A 25,222-nucleotide genomic window follows, 5' to 3' on the forward strand; every position below is an offset into this window, starting at 1 on the left:
GTGCATCATGGCAATCGTTAAATGCAAACCGACTTCCCCTGGCCGCCGTTTCGTGGTCAAGGTGGTCAACAAGGAGCTGCACAAAGGCGCTCCTCACGCACCGCTGCTCGAGAAGAAATCGAAGTCTGGTGGTCGTAACAACAATGGCCGCATCACCACTCGTCACGTTGGTGGTGGTCATAAGCAGCATTACCGTCTGGTTGACTTCCGTCGCAACGACAAAGATGGCATCCCAGCCACTGTCGAGCGTATCGAATACGACCCGAACCGTACTGCTCACATCGCCCTGCTGTGCTACGCAGACGGCGAGCGTCGCTACATCATCGCCCCTAAAGGCGTGAGCGCTGGCGACCAGCTGATCGCAGGTGCCCTGGCCCCAATCAAGGCCGGTAACTCCCTGCAGCTGCGCAACATCCCAGTAGGTAGCACCATTCACGGCATCGAACTGAAGCCGGGTAAAGGTGCTCAGATCGCTCGTTCCGCTGGTGCTTCGGCTCAGCTGATCGCTCGCGAAGGTGTCTACGTGACCCTGCGTCTGCGCTCTGGTGAAATGCGTAAAGTCCTGGCTGAGTGCCGTGCGACCCTGGGCGAAGTCTCGAACTCCGAGCACAGCCTGCGTTCGCTGGGTAAAGCTGGTGCCAAACGCTGGCGCGGCGTTCGCCCAACCGTTCGTGGTGTTGCCATGAACCCGGTTGACCACCCGCATGGTGGTGGTGAAGGTCGTACCTCCGGTGGTCGTCATCCGGTATCGCCATGGGGCTTCCCAACCAAGGGTGCTAAAACCCGTGGTAATAAGCGTACCGACAACATGATCGTCCGTCGTCGCAAGTAACTAGAGGGATACGACAGTGCCACGTTCTCTGAAAAAAGGTCCTTTTATCGATCTTCACCTGTTGAAGAAGGTCGAAGTGGCGGTGGAGAAGAACGATCGCAAGCCAGTTAAAACCTGGTCGCGCCGTTCGATGATCCTGCCACAAATGGTCGGTCTGACCATCGCGGTACACAACGGTCGCCAACACGTCCCAGTTCTCGTGAACGAAGACATGGTCGGCCACAAACTGGGCGAGTTCGCCGGTACCCGCACCTACCGCGGGCACGTGGCTGACAAGAAAGCCAAGCGTTAAGGGGTAAGGAAATGGAAGTAGCCGCTAAGTTGTCGGGCGCTCGCATCTCCGCCCAGAAAGCCCGCTTGGTCGCCGACCAGATCCGCGGGAAGAAGGTGGGCGAAGCGCTCAACCTGTTGGCCTTCAGCAGCAAAAAAGCCGCTGAAATCATGAAGAAAGTCCTCGAGTCGGCCGTTGCCAACGCCGAACACAACGAAGGCGCAGACGTTGATGACCTGAAGGTCTCCACCGTCTTCGTCAACGAAGGGCGTTCGCTGAAGCGCATCATGCCACGTGCCAAAGGCCGTGCTGATCGCATCGTCAAGCGGTCTTGCCATATCACTGTCAAGGTTGCGGACAAGTAACGGAGTCGATCAGATGGGTCAGAAAGTACATCCCACTGGCATTCGCCTGGGAATCGTCAAGGAGCACACCTCCGTCTGGTACGCAGACGGCGCGACTTACGCAGATTACCTGCTGAAGGATCTGCAAACTCGCGAGTACCTCCAGGACAAACTAAAAAGCGCGTCCGTAAGCCGTATCGATATTCATCGTCCGGCTCAAACTGCACGCATCACCATCCACACCGCTCGTCCCGGTATCGTTATCGGCAAGAAAGGTGAAGATGTTGAGAAGCTGCGTCAGGACCTGACCAAGCAGATGGGTGTGCCTGTGCACATCAACATCGAAGAGATCCGCAAGCCGGAACTCGACGCTATGCTGGTTGCTCAGAGCGTTGCCCAGCAGCTGGAGCGCCGCGTTATGTTCCGTCGCGCCATGAAGCGCGCCGTACAGAACGCCATGCGTATTGGTGCCAAGGGCATCAAGATCCAGGTGAGCGGTCGTCTCGGCGGTGCCGAGATCGCACGTACCGAGTGGTATCGCGAAGGTCGTGTGCCTCTGCACACCCTGCGTGCCGATATCGACTACAACACCTACGAAGCTCACACCACCTACGGTGTGATCGGTGTGAAGGTTTGGATCTTCAAAGGCGAAGTAATTGGTGGTCGCCAGGAAGAGCTGAAGCCTCAAGCACCAGCGCCTCGTAAAAAAGCTGCTAAGTAAGGGGTACGCCAAATGTTGCAACCAAAGCGTACAAAATTCCGCAAGCAGATGACCGGCCACAACCGTGGTCTGGCACTGCGCGGTAGCAAGGTCAGCTTCGGCGAGTTCGCTCTGAAAGCTGTCGCCCGCGGTCGTCTCACCGCTCGCCAGATCGAGTCGGCACGTCGTGCCCTGACCCGTCACGTAAAACGTGGCGGTAAGATCTGGATCCGTGTCTTCCCGGACAAGCCGGTTACCAAGAAGCCTCTCGAGGTTCGTATGGGTAAAGGTAAAGGTTCCGTGGAATACTGGGTTGCCCAGATTCAGCCAGGCAAAGTCCTGTACGAGATCGAGGGTGTTTCTGAAGAGCTGGCGCGCGAAGCTTTCGCTCTGGCCGCTGCAAAGCTGCCTCTCGCCACCTCCTTTGTTAAGCGGACGGTGATGTGATGAAAGCGAATGAACTTCGTGAAAAATCCGCACAGCAACTGAATGAGCAACTGCTCGGCTTGCTGCGCGACCAGTTCAATCTGCGCATGCAGAAAGCAACTGGCCAGTTGGGGCAGTCGCACCTGCTCTCGCAAGTTAAGCGTGACATCGCTCGCGTGAAAACTGTGCTCAACCAGCAGGCAGGTAAGTGATCATGGCTGAAGCTGAAAAAACCGTCCGTACGCTGACTGGCCGTGTCGTCAGCGACAAAATGGACAAGACCATCACCGTTCTGATCGAGCGTCGCGTAAAGCACCCGATCTACGGTAAATACGTTAAGCGTTCGACTAAGCTGCACGCGCACGACGAAGCCAACCAGTGCAAGATCGGCGACAAGGTTTCCATCCGTGAAACCCGTCCGCTGGCCAAGACCAAGTCCTGGGCACTGGTTGAAGTCCTCGAACGCGCTGTTGAAGTCTAAGGGCTAAGGGTCGGAGAAATTTTATGATTCAGACTCAATCCATGCTCGATGTGGCCGATAACAGCGGCGCTCGTCGCGTCATGTGCATCAAGGTGCTCGGCGGTTCCCACCGTCGTTACGCCGGTATCGGTGACATCATCAAAGTTACCGTCAAGGAAGCAATTCCTCGCGGTAAGGTCAAGAAAGGCCAGGTGATGACCGCTGTTGTCGTCCGTACCCGTCACGGTGTACGTCGCGCTGACGGTTCCATCATTCGTTTCGACGGCAACGCTGCTGTTCTGCTGAACACCAAGCAAGAGCCGATCGGTACTCGCATCTTCGGGCCAGTGACCCGTGAACTTCGTACCGAGAAGTTCATGAAGATCGTCTCGCTCGCCCCTGAAGTGCTCTAAGGAGATCCGACATGCAAAAGATTCGTCGTGACGACGAGATCATCGTGATCGCCGGCAAAGACAAAGGTAAGCGCGGTAAGGTGCTGAAGGTTCTCGCTGACGACCGTCTGGTCGTCGGTGGTGTCAACCTGGTCAAGCGCCACACCAAGCCTAACCCGATGGCGGGCGTCCAGGGCGGTATCGTCGAGAAAGAAGCGCCTCTGCACGCTTCCAACGTCGCCATCTTCAACGGTGAAACCAACAAGGCTGACCGCGTTGGTTTCAAAGTAGAAGACGGTAAAAAAATTCGTGTCTTCAAGTCGACCCAAAAAGCGGTTGATGCTTGAACACTGCTAGGTAGAAGACCATGGCACGACTGAAAGAGATTTACCGGAACGAAATCGCTCCTAAGCTTAAGGAAGAACTTAAGCTGTCGAACGTGATGGAAGTTCCGCGCGTTACCAAAATCACCCTGAACATGGGTCTGGGCGAAGCGATCGGCGACAAGAAAGTCATCGAGCACGCTGTTGCCGACCTGGAAAAGATCACTGGTCAAAAGCCGGTCGTGACTTTCGCTCGTAAATCCATCGCGGGCTTCAAAGTCCGTGAAGGCTGGCCGATCGGTGTCAAGGTGACCCTGCGTCGCGAAAAGATGTACGAGTTCCTGGACCGCCTGCTGGCGATCTCCCTGCCACGGGTTCGCGACTTCCGCGGCCTGAATGCCAAGTCCTTCGACGGTCGTGGCAACTACAGCATGGGCGTGAAAGAGCAGATCATCTTCCCGGAAATCGATTACGACAAGATCGATGCTCTGCGCGGTTTGGACATCACCCTGACCACCACTGCTCGTTCGGACGACGAAGGCCGCGCTCTGCTGCGTGCTTTCAAGTTCCCGTTCCGCAACTGATTGGAGTAGGAAAATGGCCAAGAAGAGCATGAAGAACCGCGAGCTGAAGCGTCAGCTCACGGTAGCCAAGTTCGCTAAGAAGCGCGCTGAGCTGAAAGCGACCATCGTCAACCTGAACGCCTCTCCTGAAGAGCGTTTCGCTGCCGTTGTCGCCCTGCAGAAGCAACCACGTGACGCCAGCGCCTCGCGCCTGCGTAACCGTTGCCGCCTGACCGGTCGTCCGCACGGTGTATACCGTAAGTTCGGCCTGGGCCGTAACAAGCTGCGCGAAGCCGCCATGCGCGGTGACGTGCCAGGTCTGGTCAAGGCCAGCTGGTAATCCCGGTTGGCGTGACGCCGGCGCAAGGGGAGCGATCTTCCGACCGCCGGTGACCTCGCAACGAAACAAGCCCCTATATGGGGCTTGTTTCGTTTCTGCCTTGTGTCTAGAATGACCGGCTCACCTGAGCCTGGGTTTTTTGCCCTGCCTGCTCGGGTGGTTGTGATAGCCGCAAGGCTAATAATTCTTGTATCAGGAGCATCTAGCCCATGAGTATGCAGGACCCGTTAGCGGACATGCTAACTCGCATCCGTAATGCCCAGATGGCTGAAAAGTCTGTCGTAAGCATGCCTTCTTCCACCCTGAAGGTCGCGGTTGCCAAAGTACTGAAAGACGAAGGCTACATCGCCAGCTACGAAGTGACCGGCGAAGCCAAGCCTTCCCTGTCGATCGAGCTGAAGTACTTCGAAGGCCGTCCGGTCATCGAAGAGCTGAAGCGTACCAGCCGTCCTGGTCTGCGCCAGTACAAGGCCGTTACCGAGCTGCCGAAAGTACGTGGCGGCCTGGGCGTGTCTATCGTCTCCACCAACAAAGGTGTGATGACTGACCGCGCTGCGCGCGCTGCCGGTGTCGGCGGCGAAGTTCTGTGCACAGTGTTCTAAGGGGAGATAGGCATGTCTCGCGTCGCTAAGAACCCCGTTAAGCTGCCAGCAGGCGTCGAAGTCAAATTCGCCGGCCAGCAGCTTTCGGTGAAGGGTGCCAAGGGCACTCTCGAACTGAACGTTCACTCGTCTGTTGAAGTTACCGAAGAAGCTGGTGAGCTGCGTTTCGCACCTCGCAACGGTGATCAGCAAGCTCGCGCCATGGCCGGTACCACCCGCGCCCTGGTCAACAACATGGTCCAGGGCGTAAGCCAAGGCTTCGAGCGCAAGCTCCAGCTGGTCGGTGTTGGTTACAAGGCACAGGCCAAGGGCACCGTCCTGAACCTGGCCCTGGGCTTCTCGCACCCAGTGGATTACGAACTGCCAGCCGGTATCACCGCTGAAACCCCAAGCCAGACCGACATCCTGATCAAGGGTATCGACAAGCAGCTGGTGGGTCAGGTGGCCGCTGAAGTCCGCGGTTTCCGTCCGCCAGAGCCTTACAAGGGCAAGGGTGTGCGTTACGCGGACGAAGTAGTCCGTCGTAAAGAAGCCAAGAAGAAGTAGGGCCTAGCAAATGACCGACAAAAAAGTTACTCGACTGCGTCGCGCTCGCAAAGCACGCCTGAAAATGCACGAGCTCGAAGCCGTGCGTCTGTGCGTGTTCCGCTCCTCGCAGCACATCTACGCCCAGGTCATCTCGGCCGACGGCAGCAAGGTTCTGGCAAGCGCCTCGACCTTGGACAAAGAACTGCGTGATGGCGCCACCGGCAACATCGACGCGGCCACTAAGGTTGGCAAGCTGGTAGCTGAGCGTGCGAAAGCCGCCGGTGTATCTCAAGTTGCCTTTGACCGTTCCGGCTTCAAGTACCACGGCCGCGTCAAGGCGCTGGCTGATGCTGCTCGTGAAGGCGGGCTGGAGTTCTAAGTTATGGCAAATAACGATCAAAAGCGCGACGAAGGCTACATCGAGAAGCTGGTTCAAGTTAACCGCGTAGCCAAAACCGTAAAAGGCGGCCGTATCTTCACCTTCACCGCACTGACCGTGGTTGGTGATGGCAAGGGTCGTGTTGGCTTTGGCCGTGGCAAATCGCGCGAAGTACCTGCCGCGATCCAGAAAGCCATGGAAGCTGCTCGTCGCAACATGATTCAGGTTGACCTGAAGGGCACCACCCTGCAGTACGCCACCAAGGCCGCCCACGGCGCCTCGAAGGTCTACATGCAGCCTGCCTCGGAAGGTACCGGTATCATCGCCGGTGGCGCAATGCGTGCCGTCCTGGAAGTTGCTGGCGTTCAGAACGTCCTGGCCAAGTGCTACGGCTCGACCAACCCGGTGAACGTGGTTCACGCCACCTTCAAGGGTCTGAAAGCCATGCAATCCCCTGAGTCCATTGCTGCCAAGCGCGGCAAGACTGTTGAGGAGATCTTCTGATCATGGCAACCGTAAAAGTAACGCTGATCAAAAGCACCGCCGGCCGCCTGCCTAACCACAAACTGTGCGTTAAGGGTCTGGGTCTGCGTCGCATCGGTCACACTGTAGAAGTCCAGGATACTCCCGAGAACCGCGGGATGATCAACAAGGCTTACTACATGCTGAAGGTCGAGGGTTAATCGATGAAACTCAATGATCTGAGTCCAGCGCCGGGTTCCCGTCGCGAGAAGCACCGTCCGGGCCGTGGTATCGGTAGCGGTCTGGGCAAGACCGGTGGCCGTGGTCACAAAGGTCAGACCTCCCGCTCCGGTGGCTCCATCGCTCCAGGCTTCGAAGGCGGTCAACAGCCGCTGCACCGTCGCCTGCCGAAGTTCGGCTTCGTTTCCCTGAAAGCCATGGACCGCGCCGAAGTGCGTCTGTCCGAGCTGGCCAAGGTGGAAGGCGATCTGATCACCGTTCAGTCCCTCAAGGACGCCAACGTGATCGGCCAGCACGTACAGCGCGTGAAAATCATGCTGTCGGGCGAAGTCACTCGCGCAGTCACCCTCAAGGGTATCGCCGTCACCAAAGGTGCACGTGCGGCTATCGAAGCAGCTGGCGGCAAGTTCGAGGAATAAATGGCTAAGCAAGGTGCTCTCTCTTCGCTCGGTAAGGGCGGGATGTCGGAACTCTGGGCTCGTCTGCGCTTTCTGTTCATGGCGATCATCGTCTATCGGATTGGCGCGCACATCCCAGTGCCAGGCATTAACCCGGACCGTCTCGCGGATCTGTTCCGGCAGAATGAGGGGACCATTCTTAGCTTGTTCAACATGTTTTCCGGTGGCGCGCTGGAGCGCATGAGCATCTTTGCACTGGGGATCATGCCGTACATCTCGGCATCGATCATCATGCAGCTCATGACCGCTGTCAGCCCGCAGCTGGAGCAGTTGAAGAAGGAAGGTGAAGCTGGCCGTCGCAAGATCAGCCAGTACACCCGCTACGGCACCGTTATCCTGGCGCTGGTCCAAGCCATTGGCATGTCCATTGGCCTGGCCAACCAGGGCGTGGCGTTTTCTGTGGGCCTGGGCTTCCATGTCGTCGCCGTCTCCACCTTCGTGGCAGGCGCGATGTTCATGATGTGGCTCGGCGAGCAGATTACCGAGCGCGGTGTGGGCAACGGTATCTCGATGTTGATCTTCGCAGGTATCGTTGCCGGTCTTCCGAGAGCAATCGGGCAGTCTTTCGAGTCTGCGCGCACAGGCGATATCAACATTTTCGCCCTGGTCGCTATCGGTTTGCTGGCAGTAGCGATTATCGGCTTCGTGGTGTTCATTGAGCGTGGTCAGCGTCGTATCGCCGTTCACTACGCCAAGCGTCAGCAGGGCCGCAAGGTCTTCGCTGCGCAGACCAGCCACCTGCCGCTGAAGGTGAACATGGCGGGCGTAATCCCGGCCATTTTCGCGAGCAGCATCTTGCTGTTCCCGGCTTCGCTGGGTGCCTGGTTCGGTCAGTCCGAAGGTATGGGCTGGCTGCAGGACATCTCGCAGTCGATCGCTCCTGGTCAGCCGTTGAACATTCTGCTGTTTAGTGCAGGGATCATTTTCTTCTGCTTCTTCTACACAGCGTTGATGTTCAACCCGAAAGACGTAGCGGAAAACCTGAAGAAGTCCGGTGCCTTTATTCCGGGTATCCGTCCTGGTGAGCAGTCGGCGCGCTACATTGATGGCGTCCTGACCCGTCTGACCATGTTCGGTGCTCTTTACATGATGGCCGTGTGCCTTCTGCCCCAGTTCCTGGTGGTGGCAGCAAACGTGCCGTTCTACCTTGGCGGGACCTCGTTGCTGATTGTGGTAGTGGTTGTGATGGACTTCATGTCCCAAGTACAATCGCACCTCGTTTCGCACCAGTACGAATCCCTGATGAAGAAAGCCAACCTGAAAGGCTACGGCGGCAGCGGTCTGCTGCGCTGATTTAGCCCCTTAAGGTTCGAGGAGTCGGTAATGAAAGTTCGTGCATCGGTGAAAAAGCTGTGCCGCAACTGCAAGATCATTCGTCGCGAAGGTATCGTGCGCGTGATCTGCAGCGCGGAACCGCGTCACAAGCAGCGCCAAGGCTGAGTGTGATCCGCGCTTCAAACCCAGCAGCTAGTGTGCTGCTGGGTTGATTATTCGTTTCTACAGCGATATTATCTCGCGCCCTATTTCTTGGCTTCCGGGGCGTAGGTAGCTGTCAATTGGAGTCCCACTGAATGGCCCGTATTGCAGGCGTCAACATTCCAGATAACAAGCATACTGTTATCTCGCTGACCTACATCTATGGTGTCGGTCGCACTACCGCGCAGAAAATCTGTGCGGACGCTGGTGTAAATCCAGCCGCTAAGATCAAGGATCTGAGCGACGAGCAAATCGAAACCCTGCGTGGCGAAGTCGCGAAGTTCACCACCGAAGGTGACCTGCGCCGTGACATCAACATGAAGATCAAGCGCTTGATGGACCTGGGTTGCTACCGCGGCCTGCGTCATCGTAAAGGTCTGCCGGTTCGCGGTCAGCGCACCAAGACCAACGCACGCACCCGTAAGGGCCCGCGTAAGCCGATCCGCAAGTAATCGCCCAGGAATATAGACATGGCAAAACCTGCTGCTCGTCCTCGTAAAAAAGTCAAAAAGACAGTGGTTGATGGCATCGCCCACATCCATGCGTCTTTCAACAACACCATCGTGACCATCACCGACCGTCAGGGCAACGCACTGTCCTGGGCTACTTCCGGTGGTTCGGGTTTCCGTGGTTCGCGCAAATCCACCCCGTTCGCAGCCCAGATCGCTGCTGAGCGTGCTGGTCAAGCTGCGCTGGAATATGGTCTGAAGAACCTCGACGTCAACGTCAAGGGTCCAGGTCCAGGTCGTGAATCCGCCGTTCGTGCACTGAACAGCTGCGGCTACAAGATCGCCAGCATCACCGACGTGACGCCAATCCCGCACAACGGGTGCCGTCCGCCGAAGAAGCGTCGCGTGTAATCAGGAGACAGATAAATGGCACGTTACATTGGTCCAAAATGCAAACTGTCTCGCCGTGAAGGCACTGACCTGTTCCTGAAGAGCGGCGTTCGCGCTCTGGAATCGAAGTGCAACATCGAAGCAGCCCCAGGTATCCACGGCCAGCGCCGTGGCCGTCAGTCCGACTACGGTACCCAGCTGCGCGAGAAACAAAAAGTCCGTCGTATCTACGGTGTTCTGGAGCGTCAGTTCCGCGGTTACTACCAAGCTGCTGCCTCGAAAAAAGGCGCAACCGGTGAGAACCTGCTGCAACTGCTCGAGTGCCGTCTGGATAACGTCGTCTACCGTATGGGCTTCGGCTCGACTCGTTCCGAGTCCCGTCAGCTGGTTTCGCACAAAGCGATCAGCGTCAACGGTAAGACTGTGAACATTCCATCCTACCAAGTTCGTCCGGGTGACGTGGTCTCGGTTCGCGAGAAGTCGCTGAACCAGCTGCGCATTGTTCAAGCCCTTGAACTGTGCGCCCAGCGTGGCCGCGTTGAGTGGGTTGACGTGGATGCTGCTAAAAAGTCGGGCGTTTTCAAGAACGTTCCTGCTCGCAGCGACCTGTCCGCCGACATCAACGAAAACCTGATTGTCGAGCTCTACTCCAAGTAAGGGCTAGAAAATAGGTGCATCCATGCAGATTTCGGTAAATGAGTTTCTGACACCCCGTCACATCGACGTGCAGGTTGTCAGTCCAACCCGCGCCAAGATCACGCTCGAGCCTCTCGAGCGTGGCTTCGGCCATACCCTGGGCAACGCGCTGCGCCGCATCCTGTTGTCCTCCATGCCTGGCTGTGCAGTAGTCGAGGCCGAGATCGACGGCGTACTCCATGAGTACTCCGCGATCGAAGGTGTTCAGGAAGACGTCATTGAAATCCTGTTGAACCTGAAAGGCCTGGCTATCAAACTGCACGGTCGTGACGAAGTTACGCTGACCTTGTCGAAAAAGGGTTCGGGGGTGGTTACCGCTGCCGATATTCAGCTGGATCACGATGTCGAGATCGTCAACCCCGATCACGTAATCGCGAACCTGGCGTCCAACGGCGCCCTGAACATGAAGCTCACCGTAGCTCGTGGTCGCGGTTACGAGCCGGCCGACTCCCGTCAGACCGACGAAGACGAAAGCCGCAGCATTGGCCGTCTCCAGCTGGACGCTTCGTTCAGCCCGGTGCGTCGTATCGCCTACGTGGTCGAGAACGCCCGTGTTGAACAGCGTACCAACCTGGACAAGCTGGTCATCGATCTGGAAACCAACGGTACCCTGGATCCTGAAGAGGCTATCCGTCGTGCCGCGACCATCCTGCAACAGCAGCTGGCCGCGTTCGTCGACCTCAAAGGTGACAGCGAGCCGGTTGTGGTCGAGCAGGAAGACGAGATCGATCCGATCCTGCTGCGCCCGGTTGACGACCTGGAACTGACCGTACGTTCGGCCAACTGCCTCAAGGCGGAGAACATCTACTACATCGGCGACCTGATTCAGCGTACCGAAGTAGAGCTGTTGAAGACTCCTAACCTGGGCAAGAAGTCCCTGACTGAAATCAAGGACGTCCTGGCCTCCCGTGGTCTTTCCCTCGGCATGCGCCTCGACAACTGGCCGCCTGCAAGTCTTAAGAAAGACGACAAGGCGACTGCCTGATCGTCGTAATCACCGAACGTAGTGTTTGGTAAGGAATGAATCATGCGTCATCGTAAAAGTGGACGTCACCTGAGCCGTACCAGCTCTCACCGCAAGGCTATGTTCCAGAACATGGCAGTGTCGCTGATCGAGCACGAGCTGATCAAAACCACCCTGCCGAAAGCCAAGGAACTGCGCCGCGTTGCCGAGCCGCTGATCACCCTGGCCAAGGAAGACAGCGTCGCCAACCGTCGTCTGGCCTTCGATCGTACCCGTTCGAAGTCCGCCGTTGGCAAACTGTTCAACGACCTGGGCAAGCGTTACGCCACCCGTCAGGGCGGCTACCTGCGCATCCTGAAGTGCGGTTTCCGCGCTGGCGACAACGCGCCTATGGCGTACGTCGAGCTGGTTGATCGTCCGGTCGGTGGTGCTGTAGAAGCTGCCGAGTAAGACGTTCTGTCTGCTGCAAAGAACCGGGCCTAGGCCCGGTTTTTTGTTGCCTTATGAATTGTTATTTTCTATTGATGTAAGTCAGGTAATGAATTTGTTCTTGTAACATGGGTCGACAATACTCTCTCCAAGCCGATTAGCCGGCCGTTCAAGACCGATCAGGAGAGCCCATGAGCAAGATTCTCACCACCGCAAGCGGCGCGCCCGTAGCCGACAACCAGAATTCCCGTTCCGCAGGCCCTCGCGGCCCGCTGCTGCTCGACGATTTCCACCTGGTCGAGAAACTCGCCCACTTCAACCGCGAGAACATCCCTGAGCGTCGCGTGCACGCCAAGGGCTCCGGCGCCTATGGCACCTTCACAGTCACCCGCGATATCACCGAACTCACCAGTGCCAGGCTGTTCGACAGCATCGGCAAGCAGACCGAGACGTTCCTGCGCTTCTCCACCGTGGGTGGCGAACGCGGTTCGGCGGACACCGAGCGCGACCCGCGTGGTTTCGCCGTGAAGTTCTACACCGAGGAAGGTAACTGGGACATCGTCGGCAACAACACGCCAGTGTTCTTCATCCGTGATCCGTTGAAGTTCCCCGACTTCATCCATACCCAGAAGCGCCACCCGCAGACCAATCTGAAGAACGCGCAGATGATGTGGGACTTCTGGTCGCACTCGCCCGAGGCGTTGCACCAGGTCACCATCCTGTTCTCCGACCGCGGCATCCCGGACGGTTACCGCCACATGCACGGTTTTGGCAGCCACACCTACAGCCTGATCAACGCCAAGGGTGAGCGCACCTGGGTCAAGTGGCACTTCAAGACCCAGCAGGGCATCAAGAACCTGGCGCCGGCCGAGGCTGCCCGCCTGGCCGGCAGCGACCCGGACTACGCACAGCGCGACCTGTTCCAGGCCATCGAGCGCGGTGACTTCCCACGTTGGACCGTGTGCATCCAGGTGATGAGCGAAGCCGAGGCCGCCAGCCGTGACGAGAACCCCTTCGACGTGACCAAGACCTGGTCGCAGAAGGACTACCCGTTGATCGAGGTCGGCGTGCTGGAACTCAACCGCAACCCGCTCAACTACTTCGCCGAAGTCGAGCAGGCGGCGTTCGGTCCCAGCAACATGGTGCCCGGGGTCGGCCTGTCGCCGGACCGCATGCTGCAGGGCAGGGTGTTCGCCTATGCCGATGCTCACCGCTACCGCGTGGGCACCAACCACCAGCACTTGCCGGTCAATGCGCCACGCTGCCCGGTGCACAGCTACCAGCGCGACGGTTCCATGGCCACCGGCGCCTACGGCAATGCTCCCAACTACGAGCCAAACAGCTACGCGGACGCACCGAAGCAATCGCCGCGCCATGCGGAGCCGGCGCTGGCCCTGAATGGCTTGGCGGACCGCTACGACCACCGCGAAGACAACGACTACTACAGCCATGCCGGTGCGCTGTTCCGCCTGATGAGCGATGAGCAGAAGGCACTGTTGATCGGCAACATCGCCGGCACCATGGCGGGCGTCAGCGAGGATGTCGTTCAGCGCCAACTGCAGTACTTCTTCAAGGCTGATCCAGCCTACGGAGAAGGGATTGCCAAGGCCTTGGGTGTGAATCTCGCCTAATCGAAGTGATAACAAGAACCGCCCTCGTTTGGGCGGTTTTTCAATGAATATCACTACTGTTTAGCCGATTATTTGCTTCTAATTGCGCGTTTTTCAGTGACCGCGAGCAAAACCTGGTTCACACTATGTCCCATAGACGTATTCACAGGGAGAAGCAGGGCGATGCAAGGTCACCCGGACGTAATCAACTACCTCGTCACGTTGCTGAAGGGCGAACTGGCAGCACGCGATCAGTACTTCATTCACTCGCGGATGTACGAAGACTGGGGCCTGACCAAGCTCTATGAACGTATCAACCACGAGATGGAAGAAGAGACGCAGCACGCCGACGCCCTGATGCGCCGTATCCTCATGCTCGAAGGCACCCCGGACATGCGCGCCGATGACCTGCACGTGGGCAGCACCGTGCCGGAGATGATCGAGGCCGACCTCAAGCTCGAGTACAAGGTCCGTGCCGCGCTGTGCAAGGGCATCGAGCTGTGCGAACTGCACAAGGACTACATCAGCCGCGACATCCTGCGCGCGCAGTTGGCCGATACCGAAGAAGATCACACCTACTGGCTGGAGAAGCAGCAGGGTCTGATCAAGGCCATTGGCCTGGAGAACTACCTGCAGTCGCAGATGTAAAAGCTTGGGGCTGCCTTGCAGCCCTTTCGCGGCACGAGGCCGCTCCTACAGGACCGCGCCGATCTGACGGTTTGCGCGGTCCTGTAGGAGCGGCCTCGTGCCGCGAATAGGGCGCAAAGCGCCCCCATCGCTTTATGCCCGATCCCGCTCCAGCAGCGGTTTCAGGTAATGCCCGGTATACGACTGCTTCTTCTCGGCCAGTTCCTCCGGCGTACCGCAGGCAATGATCTGCCCACCCTTGGAGCCACCCTCCGGCCCCAGGTCCACCAGCCAGTCGGCAGTCTTGATCACATCCAGGTTGTGCTCGATCACCACCACGGTGTTGCCGTGGTCACGCAGGCGGTGCAGTACGTCCAGCAATTGCTGGATATCGGCGAAGTGCAGGCCGGTGGTCGGTTCGTCGAGGATGTACAGGGTCTTGCCGGTGTCGCGCTTGGACAGCTCGCGCGACAGCTTGACCCGCTGCGCCTCGCCGCCCGAGAGGGTGGTCGCCGATTGCCCCAGTTTGATGTACGACAGGCCGACATCCATCAGCGTCTGCAGCTTACGCGCCAGGGCCGGGACCGCGTCGAAGAACTCGCGGGCATCCTCGATGGTCATCTCCAGCACCTCGTGGATGTTCTTGCCCTTGTACTTGATCTCCAGGGTTTCGCGGTTGTAGCGCTTGCTCTTGCACACATCGCAGGGCACGTAGATGTCCGGCAGGAAGTGCATTTCCACCTTGATCAGGCCATCGCCCTGGCAGGCCTCGCAGCGCCCGCCCTTGACGTTGAACGAGAAGCGTCCCGGGCCGTAGCCACGGGAACGCGACTCCGGCACGCCGGCGAACAGCTCGCGGATCGGCGTGAAGATGCCGGTGTAGGTCGCCGGGTTGGAGCGAGGCGTGCGGCCGATCGGGCTCTGGTCGATATCCACCACCTTGTCCAGGTGCTGCAGGCCATCGACGCTGGCGTGCGGCGCGGCCTCCAGGCTGCTCGCGCCGTTGAGCGCGGTGGCGGCGAGGGGGAACAGGGTGTTGTTGATCAGTGTCGACTTGCCCGAACCGGACACGCCGGTCACGCAGGTCAGCAGACCGATCGGCACTTCCAGGTCGACGTTCTGCAGGTTGTTGCCGCGCGCGCCCTTGAGCTTGAGCGACAGCTTCTTGTTGCGGGGTGTGCGCTTGGCCGGGACGACGATCTTCTTGCGCCCGGACAGGTACTTGCCGGTCAGCGAGTCGGGGTGCGCCATGACCTCTTCGGGCGAACCCTCGGCGACGATCTGGCCGCCATGCACGCCGGCACCCGGGCCGATATCCACCACGTAGTCGGCCAGGCGGATGGCGTCCTCGTCGTGCTCGACCACGATCACCGTGTTGCCCAGGTCGCGCAAGTGGTTGAGGGTGGCCAGCAGGCGGTCGTTGTCCCGTTGATGAAGGCCGATGGACGGTTCATCGAGGATGTACATCACCCCGACCAGGCCGGCGCCGATCTGGCTGGCCAGGCGGATACGCTGGGCTTCGCCGCCGGACAGGGTATCGGCGCTGCGGTCCAGCGTCAGGTAGTCGAGACCGACGTTGACCAGGAACTGCAGACGCTCGCAGATCTCCTTGAGGATCTTCGCCGCGATCTCGCCACGACGTCCGGTGAGGGTCAGCTCGCCGAAGTAGTTGCTGGCTTCGCCGATCGGCAGGTTGGTCACCGCCGGCAGGGTCTTCTCGCCGACCCACACATGGCGGGCCTCACGACGCAGGCGGGTACCGCGGCAGTCGGGGCAGGGCTGGGTGCCGAGGAACTTGGCCAGTTCTTCACGCACGGTGGCCGACTCGGTCTCGCGGTAGCGGCGTTCGAGGTTGGGCACGATGCCTTCGAAAGGATGCGAGCGCTTGACGATGTCGCCACGGTCGTTGAGGTACTTGAAATCGACGCTCTGCTTGCCGCTGCCCTGCAGGATGACCTTCTGGTGTTCGGCCGACAGCTCGCCGAACGGTTCCTCGAGGCTGAAACCGTAGTGCGCGGCGAGTGAGCCAAGCATCTGGAAGTAATAGACGTTGCGCCGGTCCCAGCCACGTATCGCGCCTTCGGCCAGGGTCAGCTCGGCGTTGACCAGGCGCTTGGTGTCGAAGAACTGCTTCACCCCCAGGCCGTCGCAGGTCGGGCAGGCACCGGCCGGGTTGTTGAAGGAGAACAGCTTGGGCTCCAGCTCGCTAATCGCATGACCACACACCGGGCAGGCAAAGCGCGCCGAGAAGATCACTTCCTCGCCGTCCTCGTCGTCCATCGGCGCAACCAGGGCGATGCCGTCGGCCAGCTTGAGCGCAGTCTCGAACGACTCGGCCAGGCGCTGCTGCAGGTCGGCGCGGACCTTGAAGCGGTCGACCACCACATCGATGCTGTGCTTCTTCTGTTTATCCAGCTTGGGCAGTTCGTCGAGCTCGTAGAGCTTGCCGTTGACCCGGGCGCGGACGAAGCCCTGGGCACGCAGCTCGTCGAACACCGCCAGGTGCTCGCCCTTGCGCTCGCGGATCACCGGGGCCAGCAGCATCAGCTTGCTGCCTTCGGGCTTTTCCAGCACCAGGTCGACCATCTGGCTGATCGTTTGCGCTTCCAGCGGGATGTCATGGTCCGGGCAGCGTGGAGTACCGACGCGGGCATAGAGCAGGCGCAGGTAGTCGTAGATCTCGGTGATGGTGCCGACGGTCGAGCGAGGGTTGTGCGAGGTCGACTTCTGCTCGATGGAGATCGCCGGCGACAGGCCTTCGATGGTGTCGACGTCGGGCTTTTCCATCATTGACAGGAACTGCCGGGCATAGGCCGACAGCGATTCGACGTAGCGGCGCTGGCCTTCGGCGTACAGCGTGTCGAACGCCAGCGAAGACTTGCCGGATCCGGACAGGCCGGTGATCACGATCAGCTTGTCCCGAGGCAGGGTCAGGTCGATGTTCTTCAGGTTGTGGGTACGCGCCCCACGGATCAGGATCTTGTCCACTACGGCCTCGCTCGGCGGGCATAAACAAAGGAGTATACGGCGCGCTGCCATTACGCGGCAAAGCGTCGCGTATATGCCGCCAAGGCGTCGGACTGATAGAATCGCCGCCGGTTCACACGAGGTTAATCCATGCACGACACCCACAACGAGCGCATGAGTGGCAGCGAAACCCGCGCCGCCAGCGGCCTGGCCCTGGTCTTCGCCTTTCGTATGCTGGGCATGTTCATGGTACTGCCGGTGCTGGCCACCTACGGCATGGACCTGGCCGGTGCCACGCCTGCGCTGATCGGTCTGGCCATCGGTGCCTACGGCCTGACCCAGGCCGTGCTGCAGATTCCGTTCGGGGTGATTTCCGATCGCATCGGCCGCCGTCCGGTGATCTACGTGGGGTTGATCATCTTCGCCCTGGGCAGCGTGCTGGCGGCCCAGGCCGATTCTATCTGGGGCGTGATCGCCGGGCGCATCCTGCAGGGCGCGGGGGCGATTTCCGCGGCGGTGATGGCGTTGCTGTCCGATTTGACCCGCGAGCAGCACCGGACCAAGGCCATGGCCATGATCGGCATGAGCATCGGCCTGTCGTTCGCCGTGGCGATGGTGGTCGGCCCGCTGTTGACCCGCGCCTTTGGCTTGTCAGGATTGTTCCTTGCCACCGCAGGACTTGCCCTGGTCGGCATCGGCCTGATCGCCTTCGTGGTGCCCAACTCGCACAGCGTGTTGACCCACCGCGAGTCCGGTGTCGCCCGTCAGGCCCTCGGTCCGACCCTGCGCAATCCGGACCTTCTGCGCCTGGATATCAGCATCTTCGTGCTGCACGCGATCCTGATGGCCAGCTTCGTGGCGCTGCCCCTGGCCTTCGTCGAGCGCGGCGGGCTGCCCAAGGAACAGCACTGGTGGGTGTACCTGACCGCGTTGCTGGTTTCATTTTTTGCAATGATCCCCTTCATCATCTACGGGGAAAAGAAGCGCAAGATGAAACGCGTGTTGCTCGGCGCGGTCAGTGTCCTGCTGCTGGTGGAGGTGTTCTTCTGGCAGTGGGCTGACAACTTGCGCGGACTGGTGGTCGGCACCGTGGTATTCTTTACTGCATTCAACCTGCTGGAGGCATCCTTGCCTTCGCTGGTCAGCAAGGTGTCGCCCGCCGGTGGCAAGGGGACGGCGATGGGGGTTTACTCCACCAGCCAGTTCCTCGGCGCCGCGTTGGGAGGCATCCTCGGTGGCTGGTTGTTCCAGCACGGTGGCTTGAGCATGGTGTTCCTCGGATGCGCCGTATTGTGCGTCCTGTGGTTGCTCACTGCGTTGCGCATGAACGAGCCACCGTACGTGACCAGCCTGCGCATGCCGCTGACGCCGGAAGCGGTCCGGGAAGCCGGGCTGACCGAGCGCCTGATGGCCGTGCCGGGTGTGACCGACGCCGTGGTGGTGGCAGAAGAAGCCGCCATCTATATCAAACTGGATACGAAAATTTTGGACCGTGCGACCCTCGAGCGTCTGGTGAACCCAGCCTCTGCGGCGTGCGAAGCCTAGGAGAACGTTATGGCCCGTGGGGTTAACAAAGTCATTCTGGTCGGTACCTGCGGTCAGGATCCCGAAGTCCGCTACCTGCCCAACGGTAACGCCGTGACCAACCTGAGCCTGGCCACCAGCGAGCAGTGGACCGACAAGCAGTCGGGTCAGAAGGTCGAGCGTACCGAGTGGCACCGTGTGTCGCTGTTCGGCAAGGTCGCCGAGATTGCCGGCGAATACCTGCGCAAGGGTTCGCAGTGCTACATCGAAGGCAAGCTGCAGACCCGCGAGTGGGAAAAGGACGGCATCAAGCGCTACACCACCGAGATCATCGTCGACATCAACGGCACCATGCAGTTGCTTGGCGGTCGTCCGCAGGGTCAGCAGGGTGGTGGTGACCAATACAACCAGGGTGGTGGTAACAACTACAACCAAGGTGGCCAGCAGCAGTACAACCAGGCTCCTCGTCAGCAGGCTCCGCGTCCGCAGCAGGCGCCACAGCGCCCGGCGCCGCAACAGCCGGCTCCGCAGCCAGCCGCTGACTTCGACAGCTTCGACGACGATATTCCGTTCTGATACTTCCAAGAGGCGTCATGGGCGCCTCCCGCGAAAACGGAGCTGAAACAAGAAACCCGCTTCATGCCTGAAGCGGGTTTCTTTTTGTGTGGAAGATCGGCGCTCCGATATAGGCACCGTTCAGGTTCAGCCTTCTTCGAGTGCCGCCCTGGCAAACTGGGCGTCCAGTTCCGGTGTCGCTCCGCTGATGCCGATGCCGCCGATGTGTTTGCCGTCCATATCCATGATCGGCAGCCCGCCTTCCAGTAGGGTGAAGCCGGGTAGCGAGGCATAGGGGTTGGCGGGCGACGCGGCGCTGCGCTCACCGAGCGAGCGGGACGACAGCGGGAAACGGGCGGATGTCTCGGCCTTGAGCTGCGCAACCTGGATGCTGCCGCTGCTGGTGCCATCCATGCGCTGGAAGTATTTCAGGTTGCCGTGGTTGTCGACGATGCTGATGACGATGGCGAAGCCTTGGGCACGGGCGGCCCGCTCGGCGGCATAGGCCATCGCCCGCGCCCGCTCGGCGGTGATCTGCGGGTGAGCGGCGGGTGGGTTGTGATCACTATTGGCGGTTGCCACCACCATCGGTTGAACAAGCACCGAGATGCCGATCAAGAGATTGCCCAAGAGATATTTCATGTCCATTCCTGTGAGCCTCATCCATGTGTGGCGCGCCAACCTAACAGGCACTGGATATGTCGGGATGTAGTCCATTTCCGTTTGTGATGTGGGACCAGGCAATTTAACGATGCAGGGTTGCTTTCAGGCGCCTTCGTTGGCTTCAGCGTCCAGGTGTGGCGGAGCTTTTCGTCTCAAGGTTTCCCATGCATCCACGGTTTTTTTCTTGCCATTAGCCTATTCAAACGAATAAATCACATGAGCAAGACTGTTCGATCTTATTAGTTATACTAATAAAGTAGCTCGGCTAATGTCCTGTGAATTACCGTGTTTGTGGAACGAATGAAAGTCTGTGCGTAGGGTATATCCATGCTGCTGGAGTGGGTAGGATTTGAATGTGTCAGCAAGTAACTCATCACGCTAACCCGCAAGGAGCATTCACATGACGGATGGTGCTGCCGTTCAAGTACGCATGGAACAAAGCCAGGATATTCTGGATTCAGATCCTTTTGCAGGACGAGACTTTTTCTGGGAACAACACCGGTTTGCCAGGGATGGTTATCTTAAGATAAATCACTTGATCGACCCCGGTGTGCGTGATCGTATTTCGGAGGATGTAAGGTATCTGCTTGCCAACTTTTCAAAGCGTCGTGATTTTCTCATCGAGTCGACGGGCAATACCCCGCGCTACTTGAGCAATGTACCGCAGGAGAGTATCGAGGTTAACGGGCGTTATATTCCGCTGGCGTATAATTCACGCTACCTCATGAGCCTTATTTCTCACATCGTCAAGGAAGAAATCATTCCCACACCGTGGAAGTGGGACAACTTTATCATCAATAGCCAGCATAAGTCCGGTGACACCCATGGCTGGCACTGGGGCGACTACCCCTACACGATCATCTGGATCGTCGAGGCGCCTGCGCTTGAGGCCGGTGGGCTGCTGGAGTGCGTACCGCATACCCACTGGGACAAGCAGAACCCGCGCGTCGAAAACCTGTTGGTCGAAAACAAGATCGACTCCTACTTCCACATGACCGGCGATGTCTATCTGCTCAAGGCGGATACCACACTGCATCGGGTCAAGCCCCTGACCCAGGATGTCACCCGGATCATTCTGAATACGACCTGGGAGCGGGCAAGGGACAAGGATCGACAAGTCGAACATGAAACGTTCGTTTTCCGTGATTGATCCCCGGGGCATTACGCATGGCCAAGGTCAAGTATTCACATACTAACCTGATCGCCACCGACTGGAAGAAAATTGCCAAGTTCTACATAGATGTATTTGGCTGCGTTCCAGTCGGCCCTGTCCGCCGGCTTTCAGGTCAATCAGTAGCAGACGGAACCGGCCTGCTCGATCCGGAAATAGAAGGTGTTCATCTTCAATTGCCCGGTTATCCAGAGGGCGGTCCGACGCTGGAGATTTTTCAATATAGTCGGGTTCGTGAAGAGTCGGAGAAGTTTGCCAATTCGCGTGGGTTCACGCACATCGCATTCGAAGTATCCGACCTGGACGAAGTTTGCGACAAGGTCATTCGTTCCGGTGGCTGGCTGCTCGGAAAGTTGGCGCGCCAGCCTGTCGAGGGGGTAGGTGTCTGTACGTTTGTGTATGTACGAGACCCTGACCGGAACATTATCGAGGTCCAAGGATGGGAGGCCGCATGAAACGCAGACTTGCTCAGTTCGACCTGGTGAAGCCCAGATTTCCCAAGGGTGACACCCGGATGGAAGGGTTCTATGCATCGACCGACTACGTCAATGGGCTGGCAGAGCAGCATCCGGGTTTTATCTGGCGTGAAACCCAGGAGAACCAACCGTTGCTCGACCGGCTATGGGGCGAAGGCTACCTCTATACGCTTTCGCTTTGGCGAGACGTCCAATCACTCAAGGACTTTCTCTACAACACCCCGCACAAAACATTCATGAAACGCGGATCGGAATGGTTCGAACCCATCTCGCGGCCTCGAGTGGTGCTGTGGTGGGTGCCTGAAGGCCATATCCCGGATCTGCACGAGGCGCACACCCGGCTCACACGGCTCTATGACGTCGGACCGTCACATGACGCGTTCGACCTGCGCTCCAGTGAACTCCCAACCGTCCTGTATTGAGGAGGGACAGATGACTCAATTGGCACGTGATACGCAACAGCAACTCGCCGACTATTACCGTTGTTTTCTGGGGGATCCGGCACAGCTCGTCAATGCGCAGAAGTCGGTCAGGCTGTCCCGCAACCTGGTGGAGTGTCTGGAGGATCAATGGAATACGGCCGAGGAGCGCCTGGTTGACCTGCGTGAGTTACCGAGCACCCGGGAGGCCTTCCTGCCCTGGTACCTGATGTGCGAGAAGAAGATAAACGAAGATATCCGCTTCTTCGTGGACTTCATGCGGCACCATGCCACTGTCGAGCAGGTGGCCTACTACATCTGCATGGAGGAAATGGTCGATGGCTCGTTCGATGACCTGATGGCGGTTGCGCAATTGGGCATGCCGATCCACTGCAAGATGGTCGCAGGCGAGAACTACTGGGATGAAATGGGCAATGGTGATTTCGCTGCCGTGCATACCACGATGTTCCGCACGTCCTCCAGCTACATGCGCGATCTGCTGGGCGAGGCCGGCATCAGTGTGGAGGTTCCCCCGCTCGAGTGCCTGATGAATGGCAACATCCTGCTGATGTGGGCAGTGCGACGCGAGTACAACATGCGCCTGATCGGCGCCATGGGGCTGGTGGAGGGTTCGGCGCCGGTACGCTTCGGCGCGACAACGGCGGCCATGGAGCGTCTGGGCCTGCCCAGGGACGTGATTGCCTACCACAAGGCCCATATCAGCATCGATACACGGCATAGCGCCGCCTGGTACGACACGGTCCTGCAACATTACGCGGCTGGTGGCGAGGATGTGGTGCGAGAGCTCTCGTTGGGCGTGATGATCCGCTACAACGTCGCGCTGCGCTATTACCACTACATGTATCAGGCCATGCGGAGTTTGCAATGAACACACGAGCGCAAACGGTAGTGGTCATCGATCCGATCAGTTCCGGGCGGCGATACGGTGAGGACATTCGTCGCAAGGGCTACCACGCGCTGGCGCTGGTGACCCGGGAGCGCTTCCCCGGGCGGTTGCAGAAGCTGCATGGGGTGGATGGTTTCGATGAGGTGCTGCACGCCGAGGGGCTGGAGCAAGCCAAGGTGAAACTGGCAGGCAGGACGGTGCTGGCGGTCATTCCCGGTTCTGACTCGGCATTGCGCATCACCGATCGGTTGGCGGCCCATCTTGGCGTGGCGGGAAATCCGGTGGCAACGCACCTGGCCCGGATGAACAAGTTGGAAATGAAGAATCGGCTGAAGGATGAGGGCGTTCCTTCCATGCCGGCCTTTCGATTGTCCATGGACGAGCTCGCCCAGGGACATGACCCTGGCATTGCTTTCCCCGTCGTGGTCAAGCCCAGCCAAGGCACGGGGGCGAGGCATGTGAAGATCTGCCAGTCCAGAAGCGATATGTACAAGGCGCTGGCCGCCATCGAGAGCAATGAAGAGCCCTGTGCCCAGGAGGAAAAGCATGCGCTGGTGGAAGCTTATGTGGAAGGCCCTGAGTTCTTTATCGTCACGGCGAACCTCGGGGCGGCGCGAGGCCGGCAGATTCTCTGTTTCGCCGAGTACGAAAAGATCCGCGTCGGCGACCACCCCAGCGTCTATCGCAACATTCGATCCATTTCGCCCGTAGGTGACAAGGCTCGTCAGGCGTTTGCCTATATCTCCCGGGTCAACTCGGCCATCGAGGCCGACATCGGCATCAACGACATCGAGTTCAAGATCAACGCCGATGGACATTTCATCATCGAGCAGAATGGCCGGTTGCCGGGGGCGAACGTACCCACCCTGATCGAGCTGTGCACGGGGCTCAATTGCTATGACCTGAACATCGATATCTACCTTGGCAATGCACCGCAGGTGCTACCTGTTCCGCACTACGACAAGCACTTCTGTATTTGCTGCCTGATCTGCGAAGCGGGCGGCACGGTCACGGGGATCGAAGGCGTGGCGCAAGTCGAGGGACTCGAGTCGTTCCATGAGCTTGGTTTTCTTGTCAGCGAGGGCGAGGTGATCGAGGCGACACGGGATTTCCTGTCGACCTGGGGGTTCGTCTACCTCATCCACCAGGATCCCGCAGTTCTGCGCAGGCATGCCGAGATCGTCCATGAGCGCCTGAGGCTGGTGCTCGCGTAAGCGGTGGGTGCCCGCTCATGGGCACCCGTCGGCAGGAATTCGGGTAAGGGAGAGCCCATGAATTGGATAATGCTGGTGTGTTTGATATTGCTCGCCTGTGCGATCTGTGGACAGCTTGCGACAATGATTGGCCAGAGCCGGGTGATCGGGGAGATCACCGCAGGTATCCTGCTGGGGCCCACAGTGCTTGGTGCCTGGTTTCCGCAGGCCTCGACTCAGTTGTTCGCGCCTGAGTCGATGCATGTCGTCAGGTCGTTGAGCGAACTGGGGCTGATTATCCTGATGGTCGAGGTGCCATGGCACGCCGCTGGCATCGGGTCCAAGGGAGAAGGGCAGCGAGTGCCCGCCTTGATCGCTACCCTGGGGATCGTGCTGTCGTTTTCCCTGGGTTGCATCGTCGGAGCCTGGTCCAAGACATCGCTTGCACCGATGCAACCCTATTGGCCTTACGTGATCTTCTGTGGGGTTGCCTTGTCCGTGACAGCCCTGCCGGTGTTGGTGCGGATTATCCAGGAGCATGCGGGTATCGATGGGCGAGCCGGACAATTGGCCCTGTCGGCGGCGGTCTACACCGATGTGTTTGCATGGTTTGCACTTGCGTTGGTGCTGACGCTACAGTTCAGTGGCACCACCGGCGTGGTCGATAGCCTACTCAGGGTCGTCGGATTGTCGGTTTATGCCGCGCTGACGTTCCTGCTGGTCCGACCCTGGCTGAGAAACCGGGCCGGTTACACCATCCTGGGCGAGCGGTCGCGGGTGGCACTTGCCTTGCTCTACTGCCTTTTTTCGGCGCAAGTGACCGCGATGCTTGGGTTCCATGAGGCAATCGGTGCAGTCTTGGCGGCCTATGTCTTTCACGACCTGTTCTCGATGGAGCAGGCCTGGCGCCGCTGGGTCGGCAGGTTCGGCCATCTGTTTCTCACACCAATCTTCTTTGCCTGTTCCGGTATCCAGGTTTCGCTCGGGGCTTTCAGCGATCCCACTCTGTGGTTGTGGTTGCTGTTGTTCCTGGTGGGGGGGATTGTCGGCAAGGTTCTGGGCTCTTATATCGGGGCCAGGCTGTCGGGGCTGACACCAAAGGTTTCATTGGAACTCGGTGTGCTGATGAATACCAAGGGACTCGTGGAATTAGTAGTACTTGGTGTAGGACTGCAGATGGGAGTGTTGTCTGAAAGTTCCTATAGTGTTCTTTTGATACTTGCACTTGTTTCAACGGCTTTAACTAATCCGTTAATTTCATTGTTAAATCGCTGGGCCCGTAAGAGTGATGCTGGCTACAGCGTCTCACCTCATACAGGTGTTTGATTTTTGAGTTCATCCCGATTACTGTCTGGAGATTAAAGGGATCAGCCAAAAATAAGGAAC

At 58.9% G+C, this 25,222-nt stretch carries 36 protein-coding genes; 34 read left to right on the top strand and 2 right to left on the bottom strand.

Going from position 1 to position 25,222, the window contains the following annotated elements; all coding sequences use genetic code 11:
- The first annotated feature begins 7 nt into the window (after positions 1 to 7).
- The 26 genes from rplB (at position 8) to bfr (ending at position 13,982) form a co-directional block, all read left to right on the top strand.
- Entirely contained in the window at positions 8 to 832 is an 825-nt protein-coding gene (gene rplB / locus HU751_RS17870) for a 50S ribosomal protein L2 (RefSeq protein WP_027915105.1), read from the top strand.
- 16 nt (positions 833 to 848) lie between these two features.
- Positions 849 to 1,124 carry a 30S ribosomal protein S19 gene (gene rpsS / locus HU751_RS17875; protein WP_003255482.1) on the top strand — a complete coding sequence of 92 codons (276 nt, stop codon included), beginning with the start codon at positions 849 to 851 and terminating at the stop codon, positions 1,122 to 1,124.
- A gap of 11 nt (positions 1,125 to 1,135) precedes the next feature.
- A complete protein-coding gene (rplV, locus tag HU751_RS17880) occupies positions 1,136 to 1,468 on the top strand; it encodes a 50S ribosomal protein L22 (RefSeq protein ID WP_003103908.1) in 333 nt (110 codons plus the stop codon).
- 13 nt (positions 1,469 to 1,481) lie between these two features.
- Positions 1,482 to 2,168, top strand: coding sequence for a 30S ribosomal protein S3 (gene rpsC, locus HU751_RS17885; protein ID WP_011531889.1), 687 nt, complete (start codon positions 1,482 to 1,484; stop codon positions 2,166 to 2,168).
- Positions 2,169 to 2,180: 12 nt separating this feature from the next.
- Complete coding sequence (rplP, locus tag HU751_RS17890; protein ID WP_009397508.1) at positions 2,181 to 2,594, top strand: 50S ribosomal protein L16; 414 nt, start codon at positions 2,181 to 2,183, stop codon at positions 2,592 to 2,594.
- Entirely contained in the window at positions 2,594 to 2,785 is a 192-nt protein-coding gene (rpmC, locus tag HU751_RS17895; protein ID WP_002555481.1) for a 50S ribosomal protein L29, read from the top strand. The genes rplP and rpmC overlap by 1 nt, the downstream gene beginning before the upstream one ends.
- A gap of 2 nt (positions 2,786 to 2,787) precedes the next feature.
- Positions 2,788 to 3,054 carry a 30S ribosomal protein S17 gene (gene rpsQ, locus HU751_RS17900; RefSeq protein WP_003255478.1) on the top strand — a complete coding sequence of 89 codons (267 nt, stop codon included), beginning with the start codon at positions 2,788 to 2,790 and terminating at the stop codon, positions 3,052 to 3,054.
- A gap of 23 nt (positions 3,055 to 3,077) precedes the next feature.
- Positions 3,078 to 3,446, top strand: a complete 369-nt coding sequence (gene rplN, locus HU751_RS17905; protein WP_008089810.1) for a 50S ribosomal protein L14 — start codon at positions 3,078 to 3,080, stop codon at positions 3,444 to 3,446.
- A gap of 11 nt (positions 3,447 to 3,457) precedes the next feature.
- Complete coding sequence (rplX, locus tag HU751_RS17910) at positions 3,458 to 3,772, top strand: 50S ribosomal protein L24 (protein ID WP_016715319.1); 315 nt, start codon at positions 3,458 to 3,460, stop codon at positions 3,770 to 3,772.
- Positions 3,773 to 3,792: 20 nt separating this feature from the next.
- On the top strand, positions 3,793 to 4,332 hold the full coding sequence (gene rplE, locus HU751_RS17915) for a 50S ribosomal protein L5 (protein WP_012316517.1): 540 nt from the start codon (positions 3,793 to 3,795) through the stop codon (positions 4,330 to 4,332).
- Between the two features lie 13 nt (positions 4,333 to 4,345).
- The gene (rpsN, locus tag HU751_RS17920; protein WP_011531890.1) at positions 4,346 to 4,651 is read left to right on the top strand and encodes a 30S ribosomal protein S14; all 306 of its coding nucleotides are present in this window, start codon (positions 4,346 to 4,348) and stop codon (positions 4,649 to 4,651) included.
- A gap of 209 nt (positions 4,652 to 4,860) precedes the next feature.
- Positions 4,861 to 5,253: a 30S ribosomal protein S8 gene (gene rpsH, locus HU751_RS17925; RefSeq protein ID WP_028690236.1), complete on the top strand. Its 393-nt coding sequence runs from the start codon at positions 4,861 to 4,863 to the stop codon at positions 5,251 to 5,253.
- Positions 5,254 to 5,265: 12 nt separating this feature from the next.
- Positions 5,266 to 5,799: a 50S ribosomal protein L6 gene (gene rplF / locus HU751_RS17930; RefSeq protein ID WP_028690237.1), complete on the top strand. Its 534-nt coding sequence runs from the start codon at positions 5,266 to 5,268 to the stop codon at positions 5,797 to 5,799.
- 10 nt (positions 5,800 to 5,809) lie between these two features.
- Positions 5,810 to 6,160, top strand: a complete 351-nt coding sequence (gene rplR, locus HU751_RS17935) for a 50S ribosomal protein L18 (RefSeq protein ID WP_011531893.1) — start codon at positions 5,810 to 5,812, stop codon at positions 6,158 to 6,160.
- A 3-nt stretch (positions 6,161 to 6,163) separates the two neighbouring features.
- Positions 6,164 to 6,664 carry a 30S ribosomal protein S5 gene (gene rpsE / locus HU751_RS17940; RefSeq protein WP_011531894.1) on the top strand — a complete coding sequence of 167 codons (501 nt, stop codon included), beginning with the start codon at positions 6,164 to 6,166 and terminating at the stop codon, positions 6,662 to 6,664.
- Between the two features lie 2 nt (positions 6,665 to 6,666).
- On the top strand, positions 6,667 to 6,843 hold the full coding sequence (gene rpmD, locus HU751_RS17945; RefSeq protein WP_028690238.1) for a 50S ribosomal protein L30: 177 nt from the start codon (positions 6,667 to 6,669) through the stop codon (positions 6,841 to 6,843).
- A gap of 3 nt (positions 6,844 to 6,846) precedes the next feature.
- Positions 6,847 to 7,281 carry a 50S ribosomal protein L15 gene (rplO, locus tag HU751_RS17950; protein WP_011531896.1) on the top strand — a complete coding sequence of 145 codons (435 nt, stop codon included), beginning with the start codon at positions 6,847 to 6,849 and terminating at the stop codon, positions 7,279 to 7,281.
- Positions 7,282 to 8,613, top strand: a complete 1,332-nt coding sequence (gene secY, locus HU751_RS17955) for a preprotein translocase subunit SecY (protein ID WP_003257108.1) — start codon at positions 7,282 to 7,284, stop codon at positions 8,611 to 8,613.
- Between the two features lie 30 nt (positions 8,614 to 8,643).
- Positions 8,644 to 8,760: a 50S ribosomal protein L36 gene (rpmJ, locus tag HU751_RS17960; protein ID WP_011531897.1), complete on the top strand. Its 117-nt coding sequence runs from the start codon at positions 8,644 to 8,646 to the stop codon at positions 8,758 to 8,760.
- Positions 8,761 to 8,891: 131 nt separating this feature from the next.
- Positions 8,892 to 9,248: a 30S ribosomal protein S13 gene (gene rpsM / locus HU751_RS17965; RefSeq protein WP_003255457.1), complete on the top strand. Its 357-nt coding sequence runs from the start codon at positions 8,892 to 8,894 to the stop codon at positions 9,246 to 9,248.
- Between the two features lie 18 nt (positions 9,249 to 9,266).
- The gene (gene rpsK / locus HU751_RS17970) at positions 9,267 to 9,656 is read left to right on the top strand and encodes a 30S ribosomal protein S11 (protein ID WP_003255454.1); all 390 of its coding nucleotides are present in this window, start codon (positions 9,267 to 9,269) and stop codon (positions 9,654 to 9,656) included.
- 15 nt (positions 9,657 to 9,671) lie between these two features.
- The gene (gene rpsD / locus HU751_RS17975) at positions 9,672 to 10,292 is read left to right on the top strand and encodes a 30S ribosomal protein S4 (RefSeq protein ID WP_023629185.1); all 621 of its coding nucleotides are present in this window, start codon (positions 9,672 to 9,674) and stop codon (positions 10,290 to 10,292) included.
- Positions 10,293 to 10,314: 22 nt separating this feature from the next.
- A complete protein-coding gene (locus HU751_RS17980) occupies positions 10,315 to 11,316 on the top strand; it encodes a DNA-directed RNA polymerase subunit alpha (protein WP_003255452.1) in 1,002 nt (333 codons plus the stop codon).
- 42 nt (positions 11,317 to 11,358) lie between these two features.
- A complete protein-coding gene (gene rplQ, locus HU751_RS17985) occupies positions 11,359 to 11,745 on the top strand; it encodes a 50S ribosomal protein L17 (RefSeq protein WP_003255451.1) in 387 nt (128 codons plus the stop codon).
- Positions 11,746 to 11,915: 170 nt separating this feature from the next.
- The gene (locus HU751_RS17990) at positions 11,916 to 13,355 is read left to right on the top strand and encodes a catalase (RefSeq protein WP_186734633.1); all 1,440 of its coding nucleotides are present in this window, start codon (positions 11,916 to 11,918) and stop codon (positions 13,353 to 13,355) included.
- Between the two features lie 162 nt (positions 13,356 to 13,517).
- On the top strand, positions 13,518 to 13,982 hold the full coding sequence (bfr, locus tag HU751_RS17995) for a bacterioferritin (RefSeq protein WP_186734637.1): 465 nt from the start codon (positions 13,518 to 13,520) through the stop codon (positions 13,980 to 13,982).
- 132 nt (positions 13,983 to 14,114) lie between these two features.
- Here bfr and uvrA read toward each other — a convergent pair whose 3' ends face one another.
- On the bottom strand, positions 14,115 to 16,949 hold the full coding sequence (gene uvrA, locus HU751_RS18000; RefSeq protein WP_050703559.1) for an excinuclease ABC subunit UvrA: 2,835 nt from the start codon (positions 16,947 to 16,949) through the stop codon (positions 14,115 to 14,117).
- Positions 16,950 to 17,078: 129 nt separating this feature from the next.
- On the opposite strand from uvrA, the gene HU751_RS18005 reads away from it, so the two are divergent.
- Both HU751_RS18005 and HU751_RS18010 read left to right on the top strand, forming a co-directional pair.
- The gene (locus HU751_RS18005) at positions 17,079 to 18,473 is read left to right on the top strand and encodes an MFS transporter (protein WP_186734632.1); all 1,395 of its coding nucleotides are present in this window, start codon (positions 17,079 to 17,081) and stop codon (positions 18,471 to 18,473) included.
- A 9-nt stretch (positions 18,474 to 18,482) separates the two neighbouring features.
- Positions 18,483 to 19,028, top strand: a complete 546-nt coding sequence (locus tag HU751_RS18010; RefSeq protein ID WP_028690243.1) for a single-stranded DNA-binding protein — start codon at positions 18,483 to 18,485, stop codon at positions 19,026 to 19,028.
- 126 nt (positions 19,029 to 19,154) lie between these two features.
- On the opposite strand, the gene HU751_RS18015 is transcribed toward HU751_RS18010, so the two are convergent.
- Positions 19,155 to 19,649: a GlcG/HbpS family heme-binding protein gene (locus tag HU751_RS18015; RefSeq protein ID WP_225933330.1), complete on the bottom strand. Its 495-nt coding sequence runs from the start codon at positions 19,647 to 19,649 to the stop codon at positions 19,155 to 19,157.
- A gap of 421 nt (positions 19,650 to 20,070) precedes the next feature.
- Between HU751_RS18015 and HU751_RS18020 the strand changes: the two genes are divergently transcribed.
- The 6 genes from HU751_RS18020 to HU751_RS18045 are packed head-to-tail and all read left to right on the top strand — an operon-like array spanning position 20,071 to position 25,162.
- Complete coding sequence (locus tag HU751_RS18020) at positions 20,071 to 20,820, top strand: HalD/BesD family halogenase (RefSeq protein ID WP_186734631.1); 750 nt, start codon at positions 20,071 to 20,073, stop codon at positions 20,818 to 20,820.
- Between the two features lie 17 nt (positions 20,821 to 20,837).
- Positions 20,838 to 21,296 (top strand): VOC family protein, encoded by a 459-nt coding sequence (locus tag HU751_RS18025; RefSeq protein ID WP_186734630.1) that lies wholly within the window; start codon positions 20,838 to 20,840, stop codon positions 21,294 to 21,296.
- On the top strand, positions 21,293 to 21,739 hold the full coding sequence (locus tag HU751_RS18030) for a DUF3291 domain-containing protein (protein WP_186734629.1): 447 nt from the start codon (positions 21,293 to 21,295) through the stop codon (positions 21,737 to 21,739). The genes HU751_RS18025 and HU751_RS18030 overlap by 4 nt, the downstream gene beginning before the upstream one ends.
- A gap of 10 nt (positions 21,740 to 21,749) precedes the next feature.
- Entirely contained in the window at positions 21,750 to 22,625 is an 876-nt protein-coding gene (locus HU751_RS18035) for an iron-containing redox enzyme family protein (protein ID WP_186600606.1), read from the top strand.
- The gene (locus HU751_RS18040; RefSeq protein ID WP_186734628.1) at positions 22,622 to 23,857 is read left to right on the top strand and encodes an ATP-grasp domain-containing protein; all 1,236 of its coding nucleotides are present in this window, start codon (positions 22,622 to 22,624) and stop codon (positions 23,855 to 23,857) included. The genes HU751_RS18035 and HU751_RS18040 overlap by 4 nt, the downstream gene beginning before the upstream one ends.
- A gap of 57 nt (positions 23,858 to 23,914) precedes the next feature.
- A complete protein-coding gene (locus HU751_RS18045) occupies positions 23,915 to 25,162 on the top strand; it encodes a cation:proton antiporter (protein ID WP_186734627.1) in 1,248 nt (415 codons plus the stop codon).
- The last annotated feature ends 60 nt before the right edge of the window (positions 25,163 to 25,222 follow it).

Source organism: Pseudomonas peradeniyensis (genome assembly GCF_014268935.2).
GTDB classification, from domain to species: Bacteria; Pseudomonadota; Gammaproteobacteria; order Pseudomonadales; family Pseudomonadaceae; genus Aquipseudomonas; species Aquipseudomonas peradeniyensis.